The sequence below is a fragment of the Streptomyces sp. NBC_00083 genome (assembly GCF_026343295.1).
GTDB lineage: Bacteria > Actinomycetota > Actinomycetes > Streptomycetales > Streptomycetaceae > Streptomyces.
Genome location: NZ_JAPELY010000001.1, coordinates 3,121,262 through 3,141,608, shown reverse-complemented (window position 1 = coordinate 3,141,608; position 20,347 = coordinate 3,121,262). Strand labels below are relative to the sequence as shown.

Genomic DNA, 20,347 nt, shown 5'->3' with positions numbered 1-20,347 from the left:
CGCTGAATTGTCGAGCGTCAATATTGCACGACACGCCATTTTGATAACGGCCCCCGTCGACACCTCCTAGGCGACGGGGAGCCGCACTCGGACGGTCTTCCCGTACGCGTCGGCGTGGGCGGACATCTCGCCGCGCGCGTCCGCGACCAGGAACTCGACGATGCCCACGCCGCGGCCGCTCTCGGCACCGGGGTGCGGGGTCCGGGCCTGCGGCAGGACGGGGTCGCCGTCGGTGACATCGAGCCGCAGCCAGCCCGCGGTGAGGGTCACGGTGACGCGCAGCCGGTCGGTGACGCCGGCGGCGTGCCGCACCACGTTGGTGGTCAGCTCGCTCGTGACCAGCAGCAGCGCGTCCGCGACCTCGGCCGGTATGCGCCACCTGTCGAGGGCGGCGCGAACGCGGGCCCGGACCAGCGGGACGTGCTCGACCGTCGGCGCGAGCGACCAGTGGGCACAGGAGTGACCGGACGGAGAGCGGGGCGCCGAGGGCTGCGGCGTGGGGCTCTCGAGCGAGGGGGGATGAGTGAGCATGAGGGGCTCCCGAAGGGGGGAAGAAGCCTGATCGCTCGTGTAACCGACCTTGCGCAAACAAGCCATGTTGCCTTAGAACTCCTGGCAGCAAGCCGCTTCCAACTTGTTGTTACACGTGTAACATGCTAGGCATCTCGCGCCGCGGAACGCAAGGATTTCGGACAAACGTTACGAACGCCGCTCCAGGCGCCGTCGTCACCGCCCGAACCCTCCCGAGCCGACGCGTCGCTCTGCTCGCCGTGCATCGCGGCGAACCGCCGTGAAAGGGCCTCCATGACGCAATCTCCTCCGGCCGGACTCGACCTGACCTGGCCTCCTCCGCCCTACGGGCAGCCCGTGCCGGCCACCGTGTCCGAGGACGGGGTACGCCACTTCGACGGGGTCACCTACGCCACGACCCCGGGCTACCGTCCCCGGCTGCTCGACGTCCATGTGCCGCAGGCCGCCGGCCCCCTCCCCACCGTCATCTGGATCCACGGCGGCGGCTGGCTCGACGGCGACCGCCGCTATCCCCCGCCGACCGTCCCGGCCGAGCTCCTGCACGGGGCGATTCTCGGCGCCGGGTTCGCACTGGTCTCCATCGACTACCGGCACAGCATGGAGGCGCCCTTCCCGGCCCAGCTCCACGACGTGAAGGCCGCCATCCGGTACGTACGGCACTTCGCCGACGCGTTCGGCATCGACCCGGAGCGGATCGGGGTCTGGGGCGAGTCGGCCGGCGGCCATCTCGCCGCGCTCGCCGGGGTCGTGGGTCCGGACAGCCCCGGCGGCCCCGCCCTCGAAGGCACCGACGGTGTGGCCACGGGTTCCACCTCGGTGAGCGCGGTGGTGGACTGGTACGGGGTCCACGAACTGGTGGCGCTCCTCTCGCATCCGATGCCCATACCGCCGGGCTCGTCGTTCCCCAATCCGTTCGCCACGCTCCTCGGCGGAACCCCCGAGGAGTGGCCGGAGCTGGCACGGATCGCGAGTCCGACGACGTACGCCCACGGGCCGGACATCCCGCCGTTCCTCCTGGTGCACGGAACGGTGGACGGGCTGGTCCCGTACAGCCAGAGCGAGGTCTTCGCCCAGGCGCTCGAGGAGGCCGGCGGCGAGGTCACCCTTGAGCCCGTGGAGGGGGCCGACCACATCTTCCTCGGCTCGGCCGACATCCCGTCCATCGTGGCCAGGGGCGTGGCGTTCCTCGCCCGGCACCTGGGCGCCTGACCGAGCCCCGTCGGCACCCTCGCTGTGTGGGGCGCACACATGCCGTGGCGCGGGGGCCCGGCCGGCGCCCCCGCACCACTGCACCCGTCCGCCCACCTCACGCTCCTCCCCTACCTCCGGCGCCTTCCGCCGGTCCCCATCCGCCGGCCCCCATCCCATCCGGTCGCCGGAACACCCGGCTTCGAGAGGCCCACGCACATGTCCCGCACACTCGACTCCTCAGTCACTTCCGCGGCGGGCCACCGCCGCGGAGCCGCGCCGGTCCCACCAGGGCCCGGGGCTCTGCGACTGGGGGCCGTCCTTCTCCTCGTCACGGTCGTCCTGGGGGCGTGTGTCGACACCGATCCCCGGCACCCCTTCTTCCAGGGGCTCGACGACCGGTGGCTGTCGTGGATGGGCGGCCCGCACGGCGGCGTCTACGGCGCCGTGGCCGCGGTGCTGAACTGGTTCGGCGGCCCGCTGGGTGTGGTCGTACCCCTCGCGCTCCTCATCTACCTGGTGGTGCGCCGCCGTTGGGCATCGGTGGGCTATCTGCTCGTCACCTACATCACGGCGAGTTTCGTGGTCGTGCAGGCCCTCAAGTACCTGGTGGACCGGCCGCGCCCGGCCCACCCGCTGGTCCGGGTGGACCACGGTTCCTTCCCCTCGGGACATGCCACGGGTGCGGCGATGCTCGTGGTCATGGTGGGTGCGCTGCTGGTGCCGCCCGCGCGGAGGCGTACGTGGTGGGTGGTCGCCACACTGTTTACGGCAACGATGATGTGGAGCCGCACATGGCTGCACGCGCACTGGCTCAGCGATACGGTCGCCGGAGCCGCGGCGGGTGCGGGTACGGCGCTGATGCTGTGGTGGGTCTTCCGGCACCGGCTGGCACGCGAGGGGTGACGGCGCCGCCGGCGGAGGAGGGCGGTGCTCAGGAGGTCCGACGGTGGACCAGCACGGCTTCCATGCCCGGTACCGGCGGCGCGGTGCCCTTCTCGATCAGTTCGTGCAGGGTGTCCGCGATGCAGGCCGCGGAGGGCAGATCGAGCCGGATCGTGGTGAGCGGAGGCTGCTGGAGTTCCGAGAGGACCAGGTCGTCGGAGCCCACGACCGCCACGTCGTCCGGTACCGAGATGCCCTCGGCCCGCAGCGCGTGCATCAGCAGCGCGGCGTACTCGTCGTTGAAGGCGAACACGGCGTCCAGGTCCAACGCGGCCCATCGCCTGGCCAGAGCCGTGGCGGACGCGCTGGAGTAGGCCAGGTCCACGGGCGTCACGGTCGCCATGTGCCGGGCGGCGACGGCTTGGGCACCGGCCAGCCGGGGCCCTGCGAACGCCTGGAGTCCACGCTCCTGTGGCATCACCACGGCGATCCTGTTGCGCCCCCGGGCGATGAGGTGTCCGGCGGCAGCCGCGCCGATGGAGGCGTGGTCGAACGGCACGGTGTAGACGCCCTCCGCAGGCTGCGAGGCGAAGGCGAGCAGGCCGCGGATGCCGGCTCGCCGCAGCACGTCCGCGGCCTGCGCGGTGAGCCGGTCGCCGTCCATCGCGAGGACCGCGACCGGCCTCAGCTCGGCCCAGGACCGAGCGGCGGCGACCGGGTCCGGGAAGCGGCCTGCGTGGAGCACCGTGGTGTACCCGTGCCGGTCGAGTTCGCTGTGCAGGTCGTCCACCCAGTCACTGACCAGACGGCCGATGGCGGAGACCGAGGCCGGCATGAGAACCAGGTTGCTGCGCCCGGCCCGCAGGGATCGCGCCGCCGCGTGCGGTACGTACCCGAGGTCCTTGGCGGCTGCCAGCACCCGGGCCTTGGTGCCGTCGCTGACCCGGTGCCCTTGCGTGTTGTTGAGTACGAAGGAGACGGTGGCCCGGGAGACCCCGGCCAGCCGGGCCACGTCCGCGCTGGTGATGGCGGGTGCGGCGGCTGGTGTGGGGGGCTTCGCTTCGGCCATGACGTCCTTCTCACTCCTCGCAGCCGACCATTCGGTGGCACCCACCACGTTACACGCGTTACGCGAGGTGGTTCGCAGTGCGGCGCCGGTCAGGCAGCCGGAGGGCAGGGGCTCGGGGGCCTGCGTCCGGCGGGACTTCACCAGGCGGGCTACTGCCGTCGTAGCCACGAGTCGAGCGTCACGAAGTCACCGTCGGTCAGGCCACGGCGGGGATCGACCCGGTGGAGCAGGGCCCGGCCGTGATGGTGGGCGGCCACCCAGGACCGGTCGGCGTCGGTGATTTCGTCGTCGACCCAGGCGAACGCGCGCCCCGCGGCCCATGAGACCAGGGCGCGCGTCTTCCAGTGCAGCCCGTCCCGCGCGTCCTGTTCATCGGTGCGGGACGGCTCCGGCCACTCCACCATGGGCAGCTGCGGCAGGCCGAGGCGGGGCGCGACGCATGCGTTGGCGTCCGCCATCCAGGTCGTGGCCCAGACCAGATCGCACGGCAGCGCCGCCAGCCGGGGCCCGTGTTCGGGGTTGATCCTGGCCACGAGCGGATTCCCGTCGGCGCACGGCAGTTCGGGGTCGGCCGCGTAGGTCGGGTACGGCTGGGACGCCGCGCCGAACGGGATGACTGGCCCATCGACATCGAGGAAGAGCAGTGCGAGCTGAGCGGTTCCGGTCACGGCAGGAGGACAGGTCCGCCGGATCCCGCGGCAGCGGCGTGCGGGGACACCGCTGCCCGAGCCCGACACCGCTCCGCGCCAACTTCCCTGGTTATCAAGGTGGTTGTGGAACACCGACTCCGCTCTCACGAGGGCGGGGTGAGGGGGCCGGCTCTTTGCTGATCCCGTACGGATTTGCAGCCACGTCCGCCCCTGGCCCACCCGTTCCCGTCCCCGGCAGTCTCGTGGTCCCGCCCCGTGACGGGGCCGTGAGCCTACACGTGTAACAGACTGGAGGGCCGGCTTGCACAGCGGCTGCGCCTCAGGGTCTCCGCCGGCCTTCGTGCAGCGTGCGTGAGTGGCCTGCCAGGTCGTTCACCGAGGTCACGACGGAGTCGAACCTCATCGTGGCGCGCGACTCGGCCCCGTACCGCTCCCACTCGGGCACGCCGGCGTGGTTGGGGTTGCCCGTGCGGACGAAGGCGATCCACGCCTGATGCATGGTGTCCGCGAGTCCGTCCCGTACGGCGGGGGCGATCCCCCTGACGAGCGGCACATGGGACCACTTGTCGAAGTTGTGGAACACGAAGGGGAGTTCCAGACAGTGCGCGGCCGCGAGCCTGCCGTCGTGGACCGGCGCCGGGAGGTCGAACTGGTAGGCCCAGACCGGCCGCCCCGAAGCGGCTCGGGCTTCGGCAAGTTCGAGACAGGGCACCCGGAACAGTTCGTCCGTGATCAGATCCATGAGCACGTCGACGGGGCGGGCGCCGGGACGGGTGCGGGCATAGGCCGCGTACACCGCCTCGGCATCCGTGTCGAAGACTTCGGCGATCCGCGCGACGACCTGGTCCCGCGTCGCCTCGGCGTACCCGGCGTCCAGGGCGAACCCGAAGTTCGCCTCTTCGCGCGTCCAGCCGATCATGACGTCGATGTCGGCGGCCGCATCGTCGAGCAGGGTGCGGCCGGGGTGTTCGTGCAGGGTGACGCCGTCCCGCACGGGCAGGAAGGGTGTGGGCCAGTACCCCCACCGCATCGTGTGCCCGAACAGAGCGCCGGCCGCCTCGATGAGTCGAGGCCATGGAAGTTCGCGGAGCTCGTCGACGTCTGCCGCACCCGCGAACTGCAGGTAGGCGGCAGTGCGTTCGAGATAGGCGGCCGGCGCCGGAATGTCCAGGCCCAAGGGCGGGCTCTGCAGGATGACCCGCTTGAGCATGCCCCGCGCCTCGGGGTGGCCGGCCAGCGCGGCCGTGGACACCGCCCCACCGGACTGGCCGGCGACGGTGATGGTGTCGGGGTCGCCGCCGAAATGCGTGATGTTGTCGTGCACCCAACGCAGCGCGGCCAGTTGGTCGGTGAGCCAGAAGTTCCCGGCCCCCGTTGCGCACGGCCGATCCTCGCCCTCCTCCGCCCCCCGCCCCTTCCCCGCCGCGTCGAGCTCGTCGCCGAGGTAGAGGTAACCGAGCGGGCCCGTACGGTAGTTGATGCTCACCACGACGATGTCGCCGTCCCGCGCGAACTCCTCGCCGGAGTAGATCGGCATGGAGCCCGAGCCCGACACGAAGCCGCCGCCGTGGATCCAGAAGAGCACCGGCCGGCGCCCGGCGTCCACGGCGGGCGTCCAGATGTTCAGAGTGAGGCAGTCTTCGTCGAACGGCGGCGAGCCGTGGCCGCCGAGGACGGGGTCGCCGCCCTCCGCGTACATCTGCGGCACGCTCGGCCCGTCGGCGGTCGCGTCGCGCACGCCGCTCCATCCCGGGTGCGGCTGTGCCGGGCGCCACCTCAGGGGACCGACCGGCGGGGTGGCGTACGGCACCGCCCGAAATACGGTGACGCCCTCTTCGACGGCGCCCCGCAGACGACCTGCCTTCAGGTCGACGACGGGGGCCCGGTCCGGTGAGTTGTCCATGAGCGTTCCTTCCTCATCCAGGCTGCGCGACGAGGGCGCTGCCCGCACCCCGACCATATGGCGCATTTTCGCCGAACGTCAAGAATTCAACATACTCGACTGGGGTCGCGGGCCGGGGGTGTGCCCGCCGCTCCTCCCGCACACGGCTCCTCAGAACAGCCGGGCGTCCGCCGCTCGTACGGCTTCTCGTTCCAGCAGGGTGGCGAAGGCGCGCCACAGGAGGAGGCAGGTGCCTGCCCCGGCCATGGCGCCGGCGACCGTGTCGCTGAACCACTGGGCGTGCAGCCATGTACGGCTCCACATCATGGCGGCGGCATACAGGGCGCCGACCGGCCACCACCAACGTCTCGCCCGGGGAGGGAACGCCACGATCGCGATCACCATCACGAGCGTCACCGTGGTGAACACCTGGCCCGAGGGGAAGGACCCGTCGTTGACCAGGACCAGCGGGTGGGGCGGTCTCGGACGGTTGACGACCTGCTTGAGTGGGAGCACCACGACCACGTTCGCGACGACGGCGGTCACGAAGGCGAACAGGCCCGACCGCCACCGCCCGTAGACGCACAGGACTCCGACCAGGACGAGCGGAATGAGCGTTCCGATCGGGCCGCCGAGCCGGTCGAGGACATCGGCGAAGTCCGTGGCCGCCCCTTCGCCCGGATCCTCCGCCCACCTCACCCAGGGCGCGTCCAGGCCGCCGAACAGGGACGATCCACCCCGGAGCGTGAGCCCGACGGCCAGAGCGGAGAGCAGAAGCACCCCTCCGGCGATCGCGGCGCCCCGGGGAGGCCGAGCGGGGCGACGGTCACGAAGGAGCGGCGCGGGGGTCGGCGGAGGGGCGAACACTGGGGGTGTGGTGAACATGGCGGACCTCTCAGGTCACGAGGGCAAGGGGCGGCGAATGGAGTGGAGTTGGGGAGAGGGAACGGGTGGGGAGAGGAGAGGAGCGGAGGGCGCGTAGCTCGGTGGGGTGGGCGCGGCCCGGCACGAAGGGTGAGTCGGGGTCACCGCTGGGCTTCGGGGCGAACCAAGGCCACGCCTCACATGTGCGAGCCCCACACGTGCGGGCGCCACACGGAGGAGTCGAGCGCCACACGTACGAGCCCCACATGTGAGGACGCCACATGCCCTGGCACCACGCGTGCGGCGCCCCACGCGAGGACGCCAAGCGCGTGGGCACCACCTACGTGGGCGCCACATACGCGGGCACCACATACGGGCGGCGCCAACACCAGGCCCGCACCCAAGCGTGCGCAAGCCCGACGGACGGCGCGCCCCCATGGCGCCCCCACCCCAGGGCCCACGTACGGGCAGCTCACGGACGGGACAGCACCCACCTGCGAGGCCCCCGCAGGTGGACAGACCGCATGGATGGCACGGTCGACCCTATGCATGATCTGCACGCGTGGGTGAACTCAAAGGCAGCAACTCCCCATGGAGGCAGCCCACTTATGGGACGCCCCTAGGCTCCCCCTGCGGAGAACCCAGCCCGCCCCCAACCGGCCGCCACCAATATCCGCATAGACGGTGACACCGATCGCGCGCCGTCATGATCAATGCGGCGGCACGTCACGGCCCACGCAGCAGGCAGCAGGCAGCAGGCAGCAGGCAGCAGGCAGCAGGCGATAATCCGCCCCGCCGATGACACATGGGTGAGCGACAAGCAGTAAGGGCGCGGCGGCGGTGAGTATGGCGCCTAGGCGGCGACCGACACAAGGGCAATACATTTTTCGGCCACGCCATACGCCCGCTCCCCATCCATACGCGCAGGCCACACCCCCTCCGAGGCGATCAACCCCCCAGTCCCCTCCCACCCTTTCCCGTTCACCACCCCTAGCGCCACTCCCCCACGGGGTGCTACACAATGCCCATACACCGCTAACACGTGTAACCATCTGGCTGAAATTCTTCCCTGCCCGAGCGACTCTCGCTGCCGTGGCCCCTCCCCCTCTCCCCTCCTCTCCCCCTCCTCCTTCCCCTCTGCTCCGTCCCCGAGGAGTCGACATGTCCGTCTTCGACAGCCGTAATACGGCACACACCCATCGGCGGCCGTCATGACCACGAACGAACTCACCGAGCCCCACAGCCCCGGCGACACCCCCACCCCTGTCGACCCTGTCGACTCGGACGGTGCTGCCACTACCGATGCCGTCCCGGTCGGGTCCTGGCAGCGCGGGCTCATGCTGCTGCTCCTGGTCGCCAATGCCTCCATGCTGGCCGTCTACATGGGCGTGGGGTCCGTACTCCTGCCCCTGCAGATCGCGGACATCGACCCGGCGCACAAGGTCGCCGTGCTCGGGCTCGTGGGCGGGGTGAGCGCGGTCTTCGCGACGGCGTTCAACCCGATCGCCGGCGCGCTCTCCGACCGCAGCGGCCGGCGCAATCCGTGGATCCTGGGCGGCGCGTTCGCCTCGCTGGCCGGGCTCGCCTTCCTCGGCAACGTACGGACCGCGCTGATGGTGGGCATCGGCTGGTGTCTGGTGCAGGCCACCATGAACGTCTACCAAGCGGCGGTCACGGCGATCGTCCCCGACCGGATCCCCGTCGCCCGGCGCGGCACGGCCTCAGCGCTGGTGGGGCTGGCGCTGCCGATCGGAGGCAGCGTCGGCGTGCTCGTCGCCTCCCAGTTGTCCGACCGCATCACCGCGGGCTATCTCGTCTTCGGCGCGCTGGTCGCGGCGGCCGCCGTGCTGCTGGCCAGTTCGTTCCGCGACGTGCCGCGCGAGACGCCGGCTCCCGCGCCGGCCGCGGCGCGGCGCCAGGGGCTCGCGGCGCTTCTGTCGGCCCTCTCCCACCACGACTTCCGGTGGGCCTTCATCGGCCGGGCCCTCATGGTGCTGGGCTACTTCTCCGTCATCGGCTATCAGCTGTACATCCTCCAGGACCACATCGCACTTCCCTCCGGTCTGGAGCCGGCGGCCGCGATGGCGATCCTCACGCCGGTGTCGATGGCGTGCATGGCGATCTCGACCGTGGTCGGCGGGCTGCTGTCCGACCGCTGGAACCGGCGCAAGGTGTTCGTCGGGGCGTCGGCGGCGCTGGCGGGGCTCGTCACGGTCATTCCCGTCCTCAGCCCGACGTGGACCGGCATGATCGTGTTCAGCGCGCTCAACGGGCTCGCCTTCGGGTGCTTCATGGCGGTGGACACCGCCGTGGTGACGCTGGTCCTGCCGAGCGCCGAGGACGCCGCCCGCGACATGGGCGTCCTCAACATCGCCAACGCCGGGCCCCAGATCGTCGCCCCCTTCGTCGCCTCCGCGATCGTCACCGCGTTCGGCGGTTACAGCGCGCTGTTCCTGATCGGCGGCGCGCTGTCCCTCATCGGGGCACTCGCGATCCTCCCGATCCGCAGCGTCCGCTGACCCGACGCACACCCACAGCTCCGGCGGTCGCCTGTCGAGGGTCGGGCGGCCGCCGGTCCCATCAACTCCCTTACATCGAGGAGACATTGTGAGACGCAAGCGCGCTCTGCCGCTGGCCGCACTGTTGTTGTGCACGCCGGCTGTCGCCGCGGCGGTCCCGGCGGCGGCGTCGCCCCGGCCCGCGCACCACGCTCCCCTGCGCATCCTGCTCACCGATGACGACGGCTATGACGCGCCCGGCATCCAGGCGGCTTTCGCGCGCCTCACCTCGGCCGGCTACGACGTGACGATCGTCGCGCCCTTGACCAATCAGAGCGGCGCCGGGACGAAGATGCTCAGCGGGACCAGCCTCACGGTGAAGCATCCTGCGGCGAAGGTATGGGCGGTGGACGGCACCCCGGGCGACTCGGTCGCCTTCGGGCTCGCCGAGGTCTTCCGGGGCCGCGCGCCGGACCTGGTGGTCTCCGGCACCAACTTCGGCCCGAACGTGGCCGGTCTGGCCACCCACTCCGGGACCGTGGGCGGCGCCATAGCCGGACTCGAATCCGGTGTGCCGGCGATCGCCGTCAGCACGGGCGGACTCGCCGCGCCCGACCCGGTGGCCACGGTCAACGCCATGAAGCCCACCGTCGACTTCCTGGCCAAGCTCATCCATCGCCTCCAGGACCGAGCCGAGTCGGGGCCCCTGCTGCCCCGCGGCGTGGGGCTCAACATCAACTATCCGGTCATCGGCGCGGACGGGAAGGGCATCGCCAAGGGCGCCGCCCTGACGTTCCAGGACCCCCAGGTACCTCTCGTCCCGGAGTTCACGGACGCGGGTGACGGCACGTGGAAGATCGGCGCGAAGTTCGCGCCGCAGCCCCCGGCCAAGGGCGGCGACGTGGAAGCCGTGAACTCCGGCAAGGTCGCCATCAGCCCCATGAGCGCCGACTGGAACGCCGGGCCGAGCGGCGTCGCCAGGGCGGGCGCGCTGCTCGCGGGGCTCCGCCCCTAGTCAGGCGTCGCCCGCCGTACGTGCACCCGCTGCGCCGCGGCCCGCGCCCACGACATCTGGGTGCCGATCCGGTTCCGTCTGCCGTGCGGCACCGCACACCGCTCCCCGTCGAGTCCGGGCCGACTCGCGGGGCGCGGCTGCCGGACTGACGGGCCGGGAGACCGGACGGCTCCGGAGCTGGGCCGAGGGGATCTTTCCTGCCACACCGACATGTCGTGAGAGTCAAAAGTGACAGTGATAACCTCTAACCACAGACTGGATATGCAGTCGCCAGCGTGGAGGAGGCGGTCGTGGCCGAGCCGGAAGCAAGGACTCCCCGGGAGCGGTACCGCGCCCAGGTGCGCGAAGAGATCAAGAAGCACGCCTGGGAGCAGATCGCGAGCGCGGGCGCGTCGGCGCTGTCCCTCAACGCGATCGCCAAGCAGATCGGGGTGAGCGGGCCGGCGCTCTACCGCTACTACGCGAGCCGCGACGACCTGATCACCGAACTCATCCGGGATGCCTACCGCAGCCTCGCCGACACGTTCCGGGCCCACGCCGTGGCCGGCACCGATCTAGCCGGCCTCGCGGACGCCATGCGCCACTGGGCTCTGCAGGACCCTCAGCGCTACTTCCTCATTTACGGCACCCCTGTACCCGGCTATGAGGCGCCCGAGGACACCGTCCGGACCACCTCCGAGATCATGGACGTCCTGCTCGCGGCGTGCGCGGCCGAGCGGCAGCCTGCCACCACGACGCCGCTCGACGACCATCTGGCGGAGCATCGCGCCTGGGCGCGCGACCCGAAGGCGCCGGCCACCGCGCTCAGCCGCGCGCTGGCGTTCTGGACGCGCCTTCACGGCATCCTGTCCCTCGAACTCGCCGGCCATTTCGCGGGCATGGGCTTCGACCCCGTGGAGCTCTACCGGGCCGAGACCCGGACGCTGACCGGCCCCTGAGGCAGGCGTGGGCCCGTCCCCCACTGGTACGGAGGGCGGCTCACTGCCAGACGGTCCGGGCCAGCAGCATCGCGCCCATCGCGAGCATGGTCACGGCGACCAGCGTGTCCAGGACGCGCCATGCGGCGGGGCGGGCGAGGACACCGCTGAGGAGGCGGGCGCCGTAACCGAGGCCGGCGAACCACACCAGGCTGGCCGTCATCGCCCCGAGGCCGAAGGTCCAGCGCAGGGCGCCCCGGTCGGCGGCGGCCGAGCCGAGCAACAGCACGGTGTCCAGGTAGACGTGCGGGTTGAGCCAGGTCATGGCCAGGCAGGTGAGCACCGCGGTGCGGACGGAGCCCGTCGAGGCGCCCTGCGTCGTCAGGCCCTGTGCGGCAGCGGCCGGTTTCAGCACGCGGCGGGCGGCCAGGGCGCCGTAGCAGATCAGGAAGCCGCCACCGGCGAGGCCGACAGCGGTCAGCGCCGCGGGCCACGCGGTGACCACGGCTCCGAGCCCGCCCACCCCGACGGCCACGAGGACCGCGTCGGACGCGGCGCAGATGCCGACCACCGCGAGGACGGCCTGGCGGCGCACCCCTTGGCGCAGAACGAACGCGTTCTGCGCGCCGATGGCGACGATGAGGGACAGGCCCGTGGTGAATCCGGCTGTGGCCGCCGGGAAGATGCCGCTGTTCATGCCCTCGACGTTATGGATCACCCAGGGCATTAGTACAGCTAAAGTTTCTTACCTACCATTAGCTCCTGTGATGACTGAGCTGCCCCTCGACCAGGTCCGCACGCTGCTCGCCGTAATCGACGAGGGCACCTTCGACGCCGCCGCCGCGGCGCTGCACGTGACGCCTTCCGCCGTCAGCCAGCGGGTCAAGGCGCTGGAGCAGCGCACCGGCCGGGTGCTGTTGATGCGTACGAAGCCGGTCAGGCCGACGGAGTCCGGGCAGGTGGTGGTGCGGTTCGCGCGCCGGCTGGCTGCGCTGGAGCGCGATGCGTACGCGGAGCTGGGCATCGCCGATGATTTCGGTCCGGTGCGGCTGCCGATCGCGGTGAACGCGGACTCGCTGGCCACCTGGTTCCTGCCGGCGCTGACCCGTGTCCCGCAGACGCCGCCCATCTGCTTCGAGCTCTTCCGCGAGGACGAGGCGCACACCGCGGCGCTGTTGCGCGAGGGGCAGGTGATGGCGGCGGTGACGTCGTCGGCACAACCGGTGGCCGGCTGTCTGGTGCGCCCGCTGGGCCTCTTCCGCTATCTGCCGGTGGCGAGCCCGGAGTTCGCGGCGCGGCATCTCTCGGACGGCCCGCCGGAACGGTGCCTGCCGGACGCGCCGGTGATCGTCTTCGACCGGCGTGACGAACTGCAGGACCGTTTCGTGCGCTCGCTCGCCCCCGAGCGGCCGGGCGCGAGCCGTGTCCGTCACTCCGTACCCACGTCGGAGGGGTACTGCGACGCCGTGGTCGCCGGTCTCGGCTGGGGCCTCCTGCCGGAGCCGCAGGCGGTTCCGCTGGTGCGCTCGGGGGCCCTGATGGAGTTCGCGCCGGGCCGTCGGCTGACCGTGCCGCTGTACTGGCAGCAGTGGAAGCTGGACGTGCCGGCGCTGGCGCTCGTGGCCGGGGCCGTCGCCGCCGCGGCAGCCGAGTCGCTGCACGATCCGGCTCGTTCAGGCCCGGACCGAACGGCGCCGCGGTCCCCTTGACGTCCTAGCCGAACGGCCCCTCGGTGACGAAGCGCCGCAGCGAGCGCGCGAACGCGGCCGCTTCGCCCGGCGGCCACGAGGCGAGGCCGGCCTCGATGTGGTCGGACAGGCGCCTGCGCAGCGCTGCCACGGTGCGCTCGCCCTCGTCCGTCAACGCGAGCAGCGTGGCGCGCCGGTCGGCCGGGTCGGGTTCGCGCCGCACGAGCCCGGCCGCTTCGAGCCGGGAGGCGCGGCGGGTGACGCCCGACCGGTCGAGCCCCACGTCGGGGGCGAGGTCGGCCGCGCTGCGGGGCCCGGTCCTTTCCAGGCCGCTGAGGATCGGGTACGTCAGCTCGTTCACCGCTTCCCCCATGCCGGCGGTCAAGGTGCGGTGCAGCTCGATCCGGGTGCTGCGCTTGAGCAGCACGCCGAGGGCTTCGGAGATCTGTCGTCCCACGTCGTTTTCCACACCCGCACACTAGCGTGCGGGGCGCACGCAAGGTGACGCATGGGCCCCTCGCCGCGTGAGAGCTGCGTCTCCCTGGTTCCCGATCTGCGCCACCGCGTTTTCCGAGTGGCGTCGTCCCGCCAGACGCGATCGCGCCATCGTCGCCTCGTACGGGGCGGCCTCCCCGCTCCGACCTGCGGTTCACTCTGCGTTCAGCCGAACGGAACCGTCCCGTCCCCGCCATGTCGCCCGGGGGCCCGCCGGGCGCCGATGACTCGACCGGCGTAACCCTCCTGTACGACTCCGTTAGCATGATCGAACCCTTACCGCTCGTCCGCATCACCCACGCTCCACCGAGCACCCGCCCCACCAGGCATGAAGAGCGGCCACACCACCGGCGTCCGACAAAAACACATGGGCCAAACAATTGATACCTATAGCCTCGCGGATATCCGCCCGAACCAACCGCGCACAGCTGCTCGCCGCCCTGCGTCGACCACGCGTGATCGTGTGGACCGCGGCAAGTGTGGTGGCCCTCGCGTTCCTCGTCATGCTGGAGATCGCCGCCCGCCACTACGGCATGCCGGGGCCGATCACCAACCAGGCGCGGGAGGTGGTCTTCGCCCCCAAGTCGGGTCCGCTGCTCTACGCCGGGATGGCGTTGATGATGGTGGTGCTCCCCTGGCGGCAGCGTTGGATCGCGATCGGCGCCGCGGTCGGGATCGATCTGGTGTTCTTCCTGGTCCGGTGGCTGGTCGACGCCAAGATGATGTTCGGCAACGGCGCGCTGTGGGTGCTCCTGGCCTGCGTGGTGATCGCCCTCACCCGTCGGACCGGCGCCGAGCGTGTGCTGCTGCTCAAGGGTGTGGGGCTCGGTCTGCTGCTCGTCGCCGGGCGCAAGACCGGTGACACCTGGCTCCTCATCACCTCCAAGACTCGGCCGACCGTCCTGGACCAGTACGTGGCCACGGCCGACCACGCCTTGGGCAACCCGTCCTGGCTGGCCGGGCGCATCGTCGAGGCCACCGGCAGCGTGGGCTCGCACATTCTCGACTACGTCTACATCCAGCTCGCGGTGGCCGCGGTCTGCGTCGCGCTCTACCAGCTGCGCAACGTGGCGAAGGAACGCCAGTTCCCCGCGCACCACCTGGTCCGCACCTTCCTGGTGATCGGCCTGCTCGGCCCCGCCATCTACATGATCTTCCCGGTCGTGGGGCCGATCTTCGCCTACGGCGGCGACGGCGGACACTGGGCGGTCGCCGACCTGTGGCCGCACACCGCGCCCACGATCACCGCCCCGCAGCACATGCCGTTCGACGAGTTCACCCCGCGCAACTGCATGCCCAGCCTGCACACGGCGTGGGCCACCGCGATCTTCATCCACTCCCGCAAGGGACCCCGCGTGCTGCAGGTCGCCGGCGCGCTCTGGCTGCTCGCCACGCTGGGCGCCACCCTGGGCTTCGGCTACCACTACGGCACCGACATCATCGCGGGCGTCGTCTTCACCCTGACCGTCGAAGCGGGCCTGCGCGCCCTCGCCTACGGCTGGGACCGCCCGGCCATCCAGCTCGTCGCCCACGGCGCGGGCGTCTTCACCGCGCTCCTGGTCGCGTACCGCTACCTGCCGCTGCAGATGGCCCACCACCCGTGGATCTACGGGCCCCTGATGGTTCTGGCGGTGGCCTCGGTGGTCCACCGCTACCTCAGGACCGTCAAGCAGTGGGAACCCGCCGCGGTGCCCGTACGCCGGCCCCAGCCGCAGCCCCAGCCCGAACTCGTCTGAGCCGTGGCGCGCCGCGGGCCCCGGCCCGACGGAGCGCTCCCGCACTCCACGGCCCCTGCGGGCCGGCCCCCTTCACCGCTCGGAGCGGTCCCGACTTTCGGGGCCGCTCCGAGCCGTTTCCGGTCCGCGCTCAGGCTGTCCACCCGCTTTCCACCCGCTTTCCGCGCGCCGTTGCGCGGTCGGTCCCTGCCGTTTCCGGGTCCGGCCATGGCCGGGCGTGGCCGGGGGGAAAGCGTTGTCCGGGGCTCGTGGAGGCGGAATTCTCTGACGTGTGAACAGTGCAGAGGTTGGAGAGGCCATGCGTCCCGCGCTCATACGTTCCTTCTCGCAGCTCGAAGAGCTCGATCCCACCCGCCCCGTCGTGACCCTGTTCAGCGGCGGTCTGGACAGCTCGTACCTGCTGCTGAGACTGCGTCGGATGGGCGTGCGCGACGTACACGCCGTGAGCGTCGACATCGGTGAGGACGAGTCCAGCACCTACAAGCGGCAGGTCGCCCAGGCGCTCGGCGCCACGATCCACATCCTGGACCGGCGCGAGGAGTTCGCCAACCGGTACGTCGCACCGGCGATCGCCGCCCAGGCCGTCTACCTCGGCATCCACCCGGTGAGCTCCACGCTCAGCCGCCCGCTCATCGCCCACAGCGCTGTCGAGCTGGCGCACTCGCTCGGCGCCCAGGCCGTCCTGCACACCGCCAACCGCTCGCAGAACACCCTGCGCCGGCTCAACGGCGCCCTGCGGCTCCTCGGGTACCGGGGCGCGTTCGGCAGCCCGTACGACCTGGACCCCGTCACCCGCGACGACAAGCTCGTCGAGCTGCGCTCCGCAGGCATCGATCTGCTCGCCGGGCGCATCGTCAGCGGCGACTCGAACCTGTGGTGCCGCGAGTTCGAGTCGGGCATCCTCGACGACCCCGAGCACCACGAGGTGCCCGAGGAGATGTACGCCTGGAGCCGGCCGACCGCCGCGCCGGGCGAGACCGATGAGCTGACGGTCACCTTCGAGCACGGCCTGCCCGTAGCCCTCGACGGGGAGCGGCTCGCCCTGACGGAGCTCGTCGACCGCCTCAACCGGCGCGTCGGCGCGTACGGCCTCGGACGCTACTCCGGTCTCGAACACCTCGATCACGGCGAGAAGGTCCTGGAGATCCGCGAGATGCCCGCGGCCTGGCTGCTGCTCAGCAGCTACCGGCACGTCGAGAGCGCCTGCCTCGAAGCCGAGCTGATCCGCGAGAAGCGGGGCCTGGAGCAGGTGTGGACGCGCGAGGCCCTCGAAGGCCGCTGGTTCGGTGAACTCCGGCTCGCCGTCCAGACGTTCATGGACGCGTGCGCGTCCCGCACCACCGGCACCGTGACCTGGCGGCTGCGCACCGGCGGCGCCGACACGCGCTCCATCACCGCGGGGCGCCCGCTCTACCTGCGCGACCGCGAGGCCTGGGAGGACCAGGCCATCGCCGCCGAGTCGGCGCCGTTCACGCGCACGACGGAAACGGTCCTCGCGGCGGCCTGACCCGGTCCCGCGAGGGCCCGACGCCCCGGACCGGTCCTGGGCGGCCCCGCCGCCCGCCACCCCCTTCTTCCTTTCTTGTCTACGCCTACGGAGCACTTCCATGACCACTGCCGTTGCCCACCCCGTGGCCGTCGCCGCCGTCAACGCCCTTACCGGGGCGGGCGGTCACCTGATGCCCGCGGCCGAGCTGTCCTCCCTCGTCGGAGTCGACGCGACCGACTGGGCGCGCTTCGCCGCGCACTGGGACGAGCTGACCCTCGATACGCACATGGCCGACGGTGGCACCTACCGCTTCCGCCGCTACGGCCAGTTCGAGCTCGACCCGGCGGCCGGTGCGCTCACCCTGCTGCCGCACGCCCCGTACCGCCAGGAGTCGGAGATCAACCCGCTCAACGGCGGCGTGGAGCGCGTCTTCGACCCGCTGACCGACGCCTTCGCGGGCGACGCACTGCTGCGCTCGGTGCTGGTCGAACTCGGCCGTGTCTTCACCGCCGTGGACGGCACCGCCGCCTGGAACGTGAAGCTCCACCCGTACCGCATCAGCGCCTCCGCGGGTCAGACGGGCCAGCCGGCGCCCGAGGGACGGCACCGCGACGGCGTCACCTTCATCACCTCGCTCATGATCGGCCGGACCAACGTCACCGGCGGCGAGAGCGGCGTCTACACCGACGAGGGCGAGCACCTGCTCACCACCACGCTCTCCGAGCCCGGCGACCTGCTGCTCGGCGACGACCGGCGCACCCTTCACTCGGTGACGCCGGTGCGGCCCGTGGACGCCGGGCTCGCCGCCCACCGTGACGTCCTGGTGATCGCCTACACCGCGCTCTGAGCAGCGACCGTTCCCCCTGTCGAGGAGTCCCCGATGACCACCACCACCGCGGCCCGCCGGGCCTGGTTGACCGATCTGCCCGTCCTGCTGGTCGCCGTGGTGTGGGGCTCCAGTTATCTCGCCGCCAAGGGCGTCACGACCACCCACACCGTGCTGGCGGTCCTCGTGCTGCGCTTCGCGGTGGTCCTTCCGGTGCTGGTCGTCGCCGGATGGCGCAGGCTGCGGGCCCTGAGCCGCCCCCAGCTCGGCGGGGCCGGGCTGCTCGGCCTGATCCTCTCCGGGATCTTCCTCCTGGAGACGTACGGAGTCGTGCAGACCTCGGCGACCAACGCCGGGCTCATCATCAGCCTCACCATGATCTTCACGCCCGTCGCGGAGAGCCGGCTGCGGCGTACACCGCTGTCCCGGTCGTTCCTCGCGGCCGCCGGGCTCTCCGTGCTCGGCGTGGTGCTCCTGACGCAGGGCGCCGGCTTCACCAGCCCGTCGCTCGGTGATCTCCTGATGCTGGGCGCGGCCGTCGCCCGTACCGTCCACGTCCTGGCGATGTCCCGGCTGCGATCGGTGCGGGGCGCGGACGCCCTGTCGTTGACGACGGTCCAACTCGGCAGCGCCGTCGGGGTGTTCGCAGTGCTCTCGGCGGCGCCGGGGACCGGCGGCACCCCGTGGGCGGCCGCCGCGGACTTCGGCGCCGGCGAGTGGCTGGGGCTGCTGTACCTGTCGGCGTTCTGCACCCTGTTCGCCTTCTTCGTGCAGATGTGGGCCGTGCGCCGCACGTCTCCCTCGCGGGTCAGTCTGCTGCTCGGCACGGAGCCCGTGTGGGCCGCGGTCGTGGGCATCGCTCTCGCCGGCGACCGGCCGGGATGGCTGGGGTTCCTGGGCGCGCTGCTCGTCCTCGCGGGCACCGCATGGGGGCGGACGGCGGCACCACGGGAACGCGAGACGCCGGACACCGATGAGGTGATGGCGCCTGGGGGGCGGTCGGGGGACGCCGCGCAGGCATCCCCGCCGGACGCGTCAGTCGTCCAGCCATCCGAGGCGGACGGCGCTGACGCCGGCCTGGAAACGGCTGTCCGCGCCTAGCCGTTCGGTCAGCTCGGAGACGAGGCGACGGACCGTGCGCTCGGAGATCCCGAGCTTGCGGGCCATCGCCTCGTCCGTCAGTCCCCCGGCGAGCATCCGGACCAGTTCGCGGTGGCGTCCGGTGGGCCGCCACTCGGCGCCGTCCTCGTCCGCGCCGTCGCCGAGATCGCCGCCGCCCGCCGTCTCCGGCAGCACGCTCGCCCCCGCCCAGCAGTGCTCGAAGATCCCGCGGAACACATCGACCAGCGTCTCGCTGCGCAGGACCACCGCGGCGATCCCTCCGTCCGCGAGCTGCGGGGCCGGCACGATCGCCAGGGAGCGGTCCACCACGATGAGCCGCAGCGGCAGCGTGTGCGCGGTGCGGACCTGGGCGCCGGCCCCGCCCAGCCGGCGCAGATAGGCCGCCATGTGCGGAACCGCGGCGGCCGAACCCAGGTGGATCGTGCGGATGCGTACGCCGCGGTCGAGCGCGAGGCGGTCCCTTTCGAGGCCCGCCTCGACCATTTCGGCGGGCAGGGCGCGGCCGGGGTGGAGGGACAGGACCTCGTTCTCCACGCGCTGCGAGGCGTCCTCCAGGGCGGCCGACACGTTGGCGGCGCCCGTCACCACCTCCATCTGGACGGAGGACAGCTCGCGGGCGTGTACGGGCTGGAAGTCGGCGACGACCTGTGCGAGCGCGGACCGCGTCTGCTGTACGGCGCCGAGCAGCGCGCCGGTGTGCTTCTCCTCTTCGAGGAGGAGGTTGCGCAGCGCGGTGTCGGGGGCCAGTGCCGTCCAGCCGTTGCGGGTGTCGGGCGACGGCACGAACAGGCCGAGCCTGCCCAGGAGTTGGAGCGCCTCGGCGAACTCCGTACCGCTCCATCCCCGGTCCTCGGTGAGGGCTTCCGGCTTCCACGCGGCGTCGTCGAGGGCGATCCGATAGAGATCCTGCGCTCTCGCGCGGGCGTCCACGGGCGTCCCCCTGCGCGTCTCCGCGCGCGTGTCCGTGCGTGTGTCAGGCCGTCCGTCCACTCCTGTCCGCCCCCATTCCGTCGGCTGCTCCCCAGGGGAGCTCCTCCTTCGGTGATCTTAAAAATGATTCTGCTCCGTGGGACAGCACCGTCCGGAATACGGACGGGATGTGCGGGTGGTACGTCCGCCTCTGGCCATGTCCGGTCCCGGAACTCCCTTGCGCATAGCGGCTGATGGGCCTCCGGGAGATGCTGATCACACACCGACCGATCGCTTCCAGGGGGAACCCGAATGTCTGCCTTCGTCGCCTCGACACCCATCGCTTCCACCGCGGCCACCGCCTCGTCCACGACGGCCGCTCCGGCCGCCGTCGCATCCGTCGTGCCGACTGCCGCGGCGCCCGCGCGCCGCACGCGGATCATCCGGGTTGCCGCCGCCGCGTCCGTCGCGGCCTGCGCCGCCGTGCTCGTCCTCGGCGGGACGGCCGACGCCGGGTCCGCCTCCGCGGCTGTGCGGGCGGCCGCGCCCGTGAACAGCAGCGACTCCTTCATCTGGGGCTGAA

Annotated in this window: 19 protein-coding genes; 11 read left to right on the top strand and 8 right to left on the bottom strand. The window is 71.7% G+C overall.

The annotated features are described in order from the left end of the window. Window positions 1-66: 66 nt before the first annotated feature. Window positions 67-531 (bottom strand): ATP-binding protein, encoded by a 465-nt coding sequence (locus OOJ98_RS14000; protein WP_267054991.1) that lies wholly within the window; start codon window positions 529-531, stop codon window positions 67-69. A gap of 273 nt (window positions 532-804) precedes the next feature. Between OOJ98_RS14000 and OOJ98_RS13995 the strand changes: the two genes are divergently transcribed. Beyond that, entirely contained in the window at window positions 805-1,740 is a 936-nt protein-coding gene (locus tag OOJ98_RS13995) for an alpha/beta hydrolase (protein ID WP_267054990.1), read from the top strand. Window positions 1,741-1,938: 198 nt separating this feature from the next. Further along, window positions 1,939-2,625 (top strand): phosphatase PAP2 family protein, encoded by a 687-nt coding sequence (locus tag OOJ98_RS13990; RefSeq protein ID WP_267054989.1) that lies wholly within the window; start codon window positions 1,939-1,941, stop codon window positions 2,623-2,625. Window positions 2,626-2,653: 28 nt separating this feature from the next. On the opposite strand, the gene OOJ98_RS13985 is transcribed toward OOJ98_RS13990, so the two are convergent. From OOJ98_RS13985 to OOJ98_RS13970, 4 genes are all read right to left on the bottom strand, one after another. Next, entirely contained in the window at window positions 2,654-3,673 is a 1,020-nt protein-coding gene (locus tag OOJ98_RS13985; protein ID WP_267054988.1) for a LacI family DNA-binding transcriptional regulator, read from the bottom strand. A 149-nt stretch (window positions 3,674-3,822) separates the two neighbouring features. Further along, complete coding sequence (locus OOJ98_RS13980) at window positions 3,823-4,341, bottom strand: HAD domain-containing protein (protein WP_267054987.1); 519 nt, start codon at window positions 4,339-4,341, stop codon at window positions 3,823-3,825. A 301-nt stretch (window positions 4,342-4,642) separates the two neighbouring features. Continuing rightward, window positions 4,643-6,226: a carboxylesterase/lipase family protein gene (locus tag OOJ98_RS13975; RefSeq protein ID WP_267054986.1), complete on the bottom strand. Its 1,584-nt coding sequence runs from the start codon at window positions 6,224-6,226 to the stop codon at window positions 4,643-4,645. A gap of 150 nt (window positions 6,227-6,376) precedes the next feature. After that, window positions 6,377-6,985 (bottom strand): phosphatase PAP2 family protein, encoded by a 609-nt coding sequence (locus tag OOJ98_RS13970; RefSeq protein ID WP_267054985.1) that lies wholly within the window; start codon window positions 6,983-6,985, stop codon window positions 6,377-6,379. A gap of 1,295 nt (window positions 6,986-8,280) precedes the next feature. On the opposite strand from OOJ98_RS13970, the gene OOJ98_RS13965 reads away from it, so the two are divergent. From OOJ98_RS13965 to OOJ98_RS13955, 3 genes are all read left to right on the top strand, one after another. Then, window positions 8,281-9,588, top strand: coding sequence for an MFS transporter (locus OOJ98_RS13965; RefSeq protein ID WP_267054984.1), 1,308 nt, complete (start codon window positions 8,281-8,283; stop codon window positions 9,586-9,588). An 88-nt stretch (window positions 9,589-9,676) separates the two neighbouring features. Then, window positions 9,677-10,582 (top strand): 5'/3'-nucleotidase SurE, encoded by a 906-nt coding sequence (surE, locus tag OOJ98_RS13960; RefSeq protein ID WP_267054983.1) that lies wholly within the window; start codon window positions 9,677-9,679, stop codon window positions 10,580-10,582. A gap of 290 nt (window positions 10,583-10,872) precedes the next feature. Then, window positions 10,873-11,520 carry a TetR/AcrR family transcriptional regulator gene (locus tag OOJ98_RS13955; RefSeq protein ID WP_267054982.1) on the top strand — a complete coding sequence of 216 codons (648 nt, stop codon included), beginning with the start codon at window positions 10,873-10,875 and terminating at the stop codon, window positions 11,518-11,520. Between the two features lie 40 nt (window positions 11,521-11,560). Here OOJ98_RS13955 and OOJ98_RS13950 read toward each other — a convergent pair whose 3' ends face one another. Beyond that, window positions 11,561-12,196 carry a LysE/ArgO family amino acid transporter gene (locus tag OOJ98_RS13950; RefSeq protein ID WP_267054981.1) on the bottom strand — a complete coding sequence of 212 codons (636 nt, stop codon included), beginning with the start codon at window positions 12,194-12,196 and terminating at the stop codon, window positions 11,561-11,563. Between the two features lie 70 nt (window positions 12,197-12,266). Between OOJ98_RS13950 and OOJ98_RS13945 the strand changes: the two genes are divergently transcribed. Then, window positions 12,267-13,208: a LysR family transcriptional regulator ArgP gene (locus OOJ98_RS13945; protein ID WP_267054980.1), complete on the top strand. Its 942-nt coding sequence runs from the start codon at window positions 12,267-12,269 to the stop codon at window positions 13,206-13,208. Window positions 13,209-13,212: 4 nt separating this feature from the next. Here the strand turns inward: OOJ98_RS13945 and OOJ98_RS13940 are convergent, their stop codons facing one another. Further along, the gene (locus OOJ98_RS13940; protein ID WP_267054979.1) at window positions 13,213-13,656 is read right to left on the bottom strand and encodes a MarR family winged helix-turn-helix transcriptional regulator; all 444 of its coding nucleotides are present in this window, start codon (window positions 13,654-13,656) and stop codon (window positions 13,213-13,215) included. Between the two features lie 505 nt (window positions 13,657-14,161). On the opposite strand from OOJ98_RS13940, the gene OOJ98_RS13935 reads away from it, so the two are divergent. From OOJ98_RS13935 to OOJ98_RS13920, 4 genes are all read left to right on the top strand, one after another. After that, window positions 14,162-15,418 carry a phosphatase PAP2 family protein gene (locus OOJ98_RS13935; RefSeq protein WP_267055637.1) on the top strand — a complete coding sequence of 419 codons (1,257 nt, stop codon included), beginning with the start codon at window positions 14,162-14,164 and terminating at the stop codon, window positions 15,416-15,418. 271 nt (window positions 15,419-15,689) lie between these two features. Next, a complete protein-coding gene (locus OOJ98_RS13930) occupies window positions 15,690-16,925 on the top strand; it encodes an argininosuccinate synthase-related protein (RefSeq protein WP_267054978.1) in 1,236 nt (411 codons plus the stop codon). A 100-nt stretch (window positions 16,926-17,025) separates the two neighbouring features. Beyond that, window positions 17,026-17,754 carry a 2OG-Fe dioxygenase family protein gene (locus tag OOJ98_RS13925; RefSeq protein ID WP_267054977.1) on the top strand — a complete coding sequence of 243 codons (729 nt, stop codon included), beginning with the start codon at window positions 17,026-17,028 and terminating at the stop codon, window positions 17,752-17,754. A 33-nt stretch (window positions 17,755-17,787) separates the two neighbouring features. Beyond that, entirely contained in the window at window positions 17,788-18,834 is a 1,047-nt protein-coding gene (locus OOJ98_RS13920) for a DMT family transporter (RefSeq protein ID WP_267054976.1), read from the top strand. Here the strand turns inward: OOJ98_RS13920 and OOJ98_RS13915 are convergent. Then, complete coding sequence (locus tag OOJ98_RS13915) at window positions 18,769-19,785, bottom strand: LuxR C-terminal-related transcriptional regulator (protein ID WP_267054975.1); 1,017 nt, start codon at window positions 19,783-19,785, stop codon at window positions 18,769-18,771. The two genes, OOJ98_RS13920 and OOJ98_RS13915, sit on opposite strands and share 66 nt — an antisense overlap. A 291-nt stretch (window positions 19,786-20,076) precedes the next feature. On the opposite strand from OOJ98_RS13915, the gene OOJ98_RS13910 reads away from it, so the two are divergent. Continuing rightward, a complete protein-coding gene (locus OOJ98_RS13910; protein WP_267054974.1) occupies window positions 20,077-20,346 on the top strand; it encodes a hypothetical protein in 270 nt (89 codons plus the stop codon). The last annotated feature ends 1 nt before the right edge of the window (window position 20,347 follow it).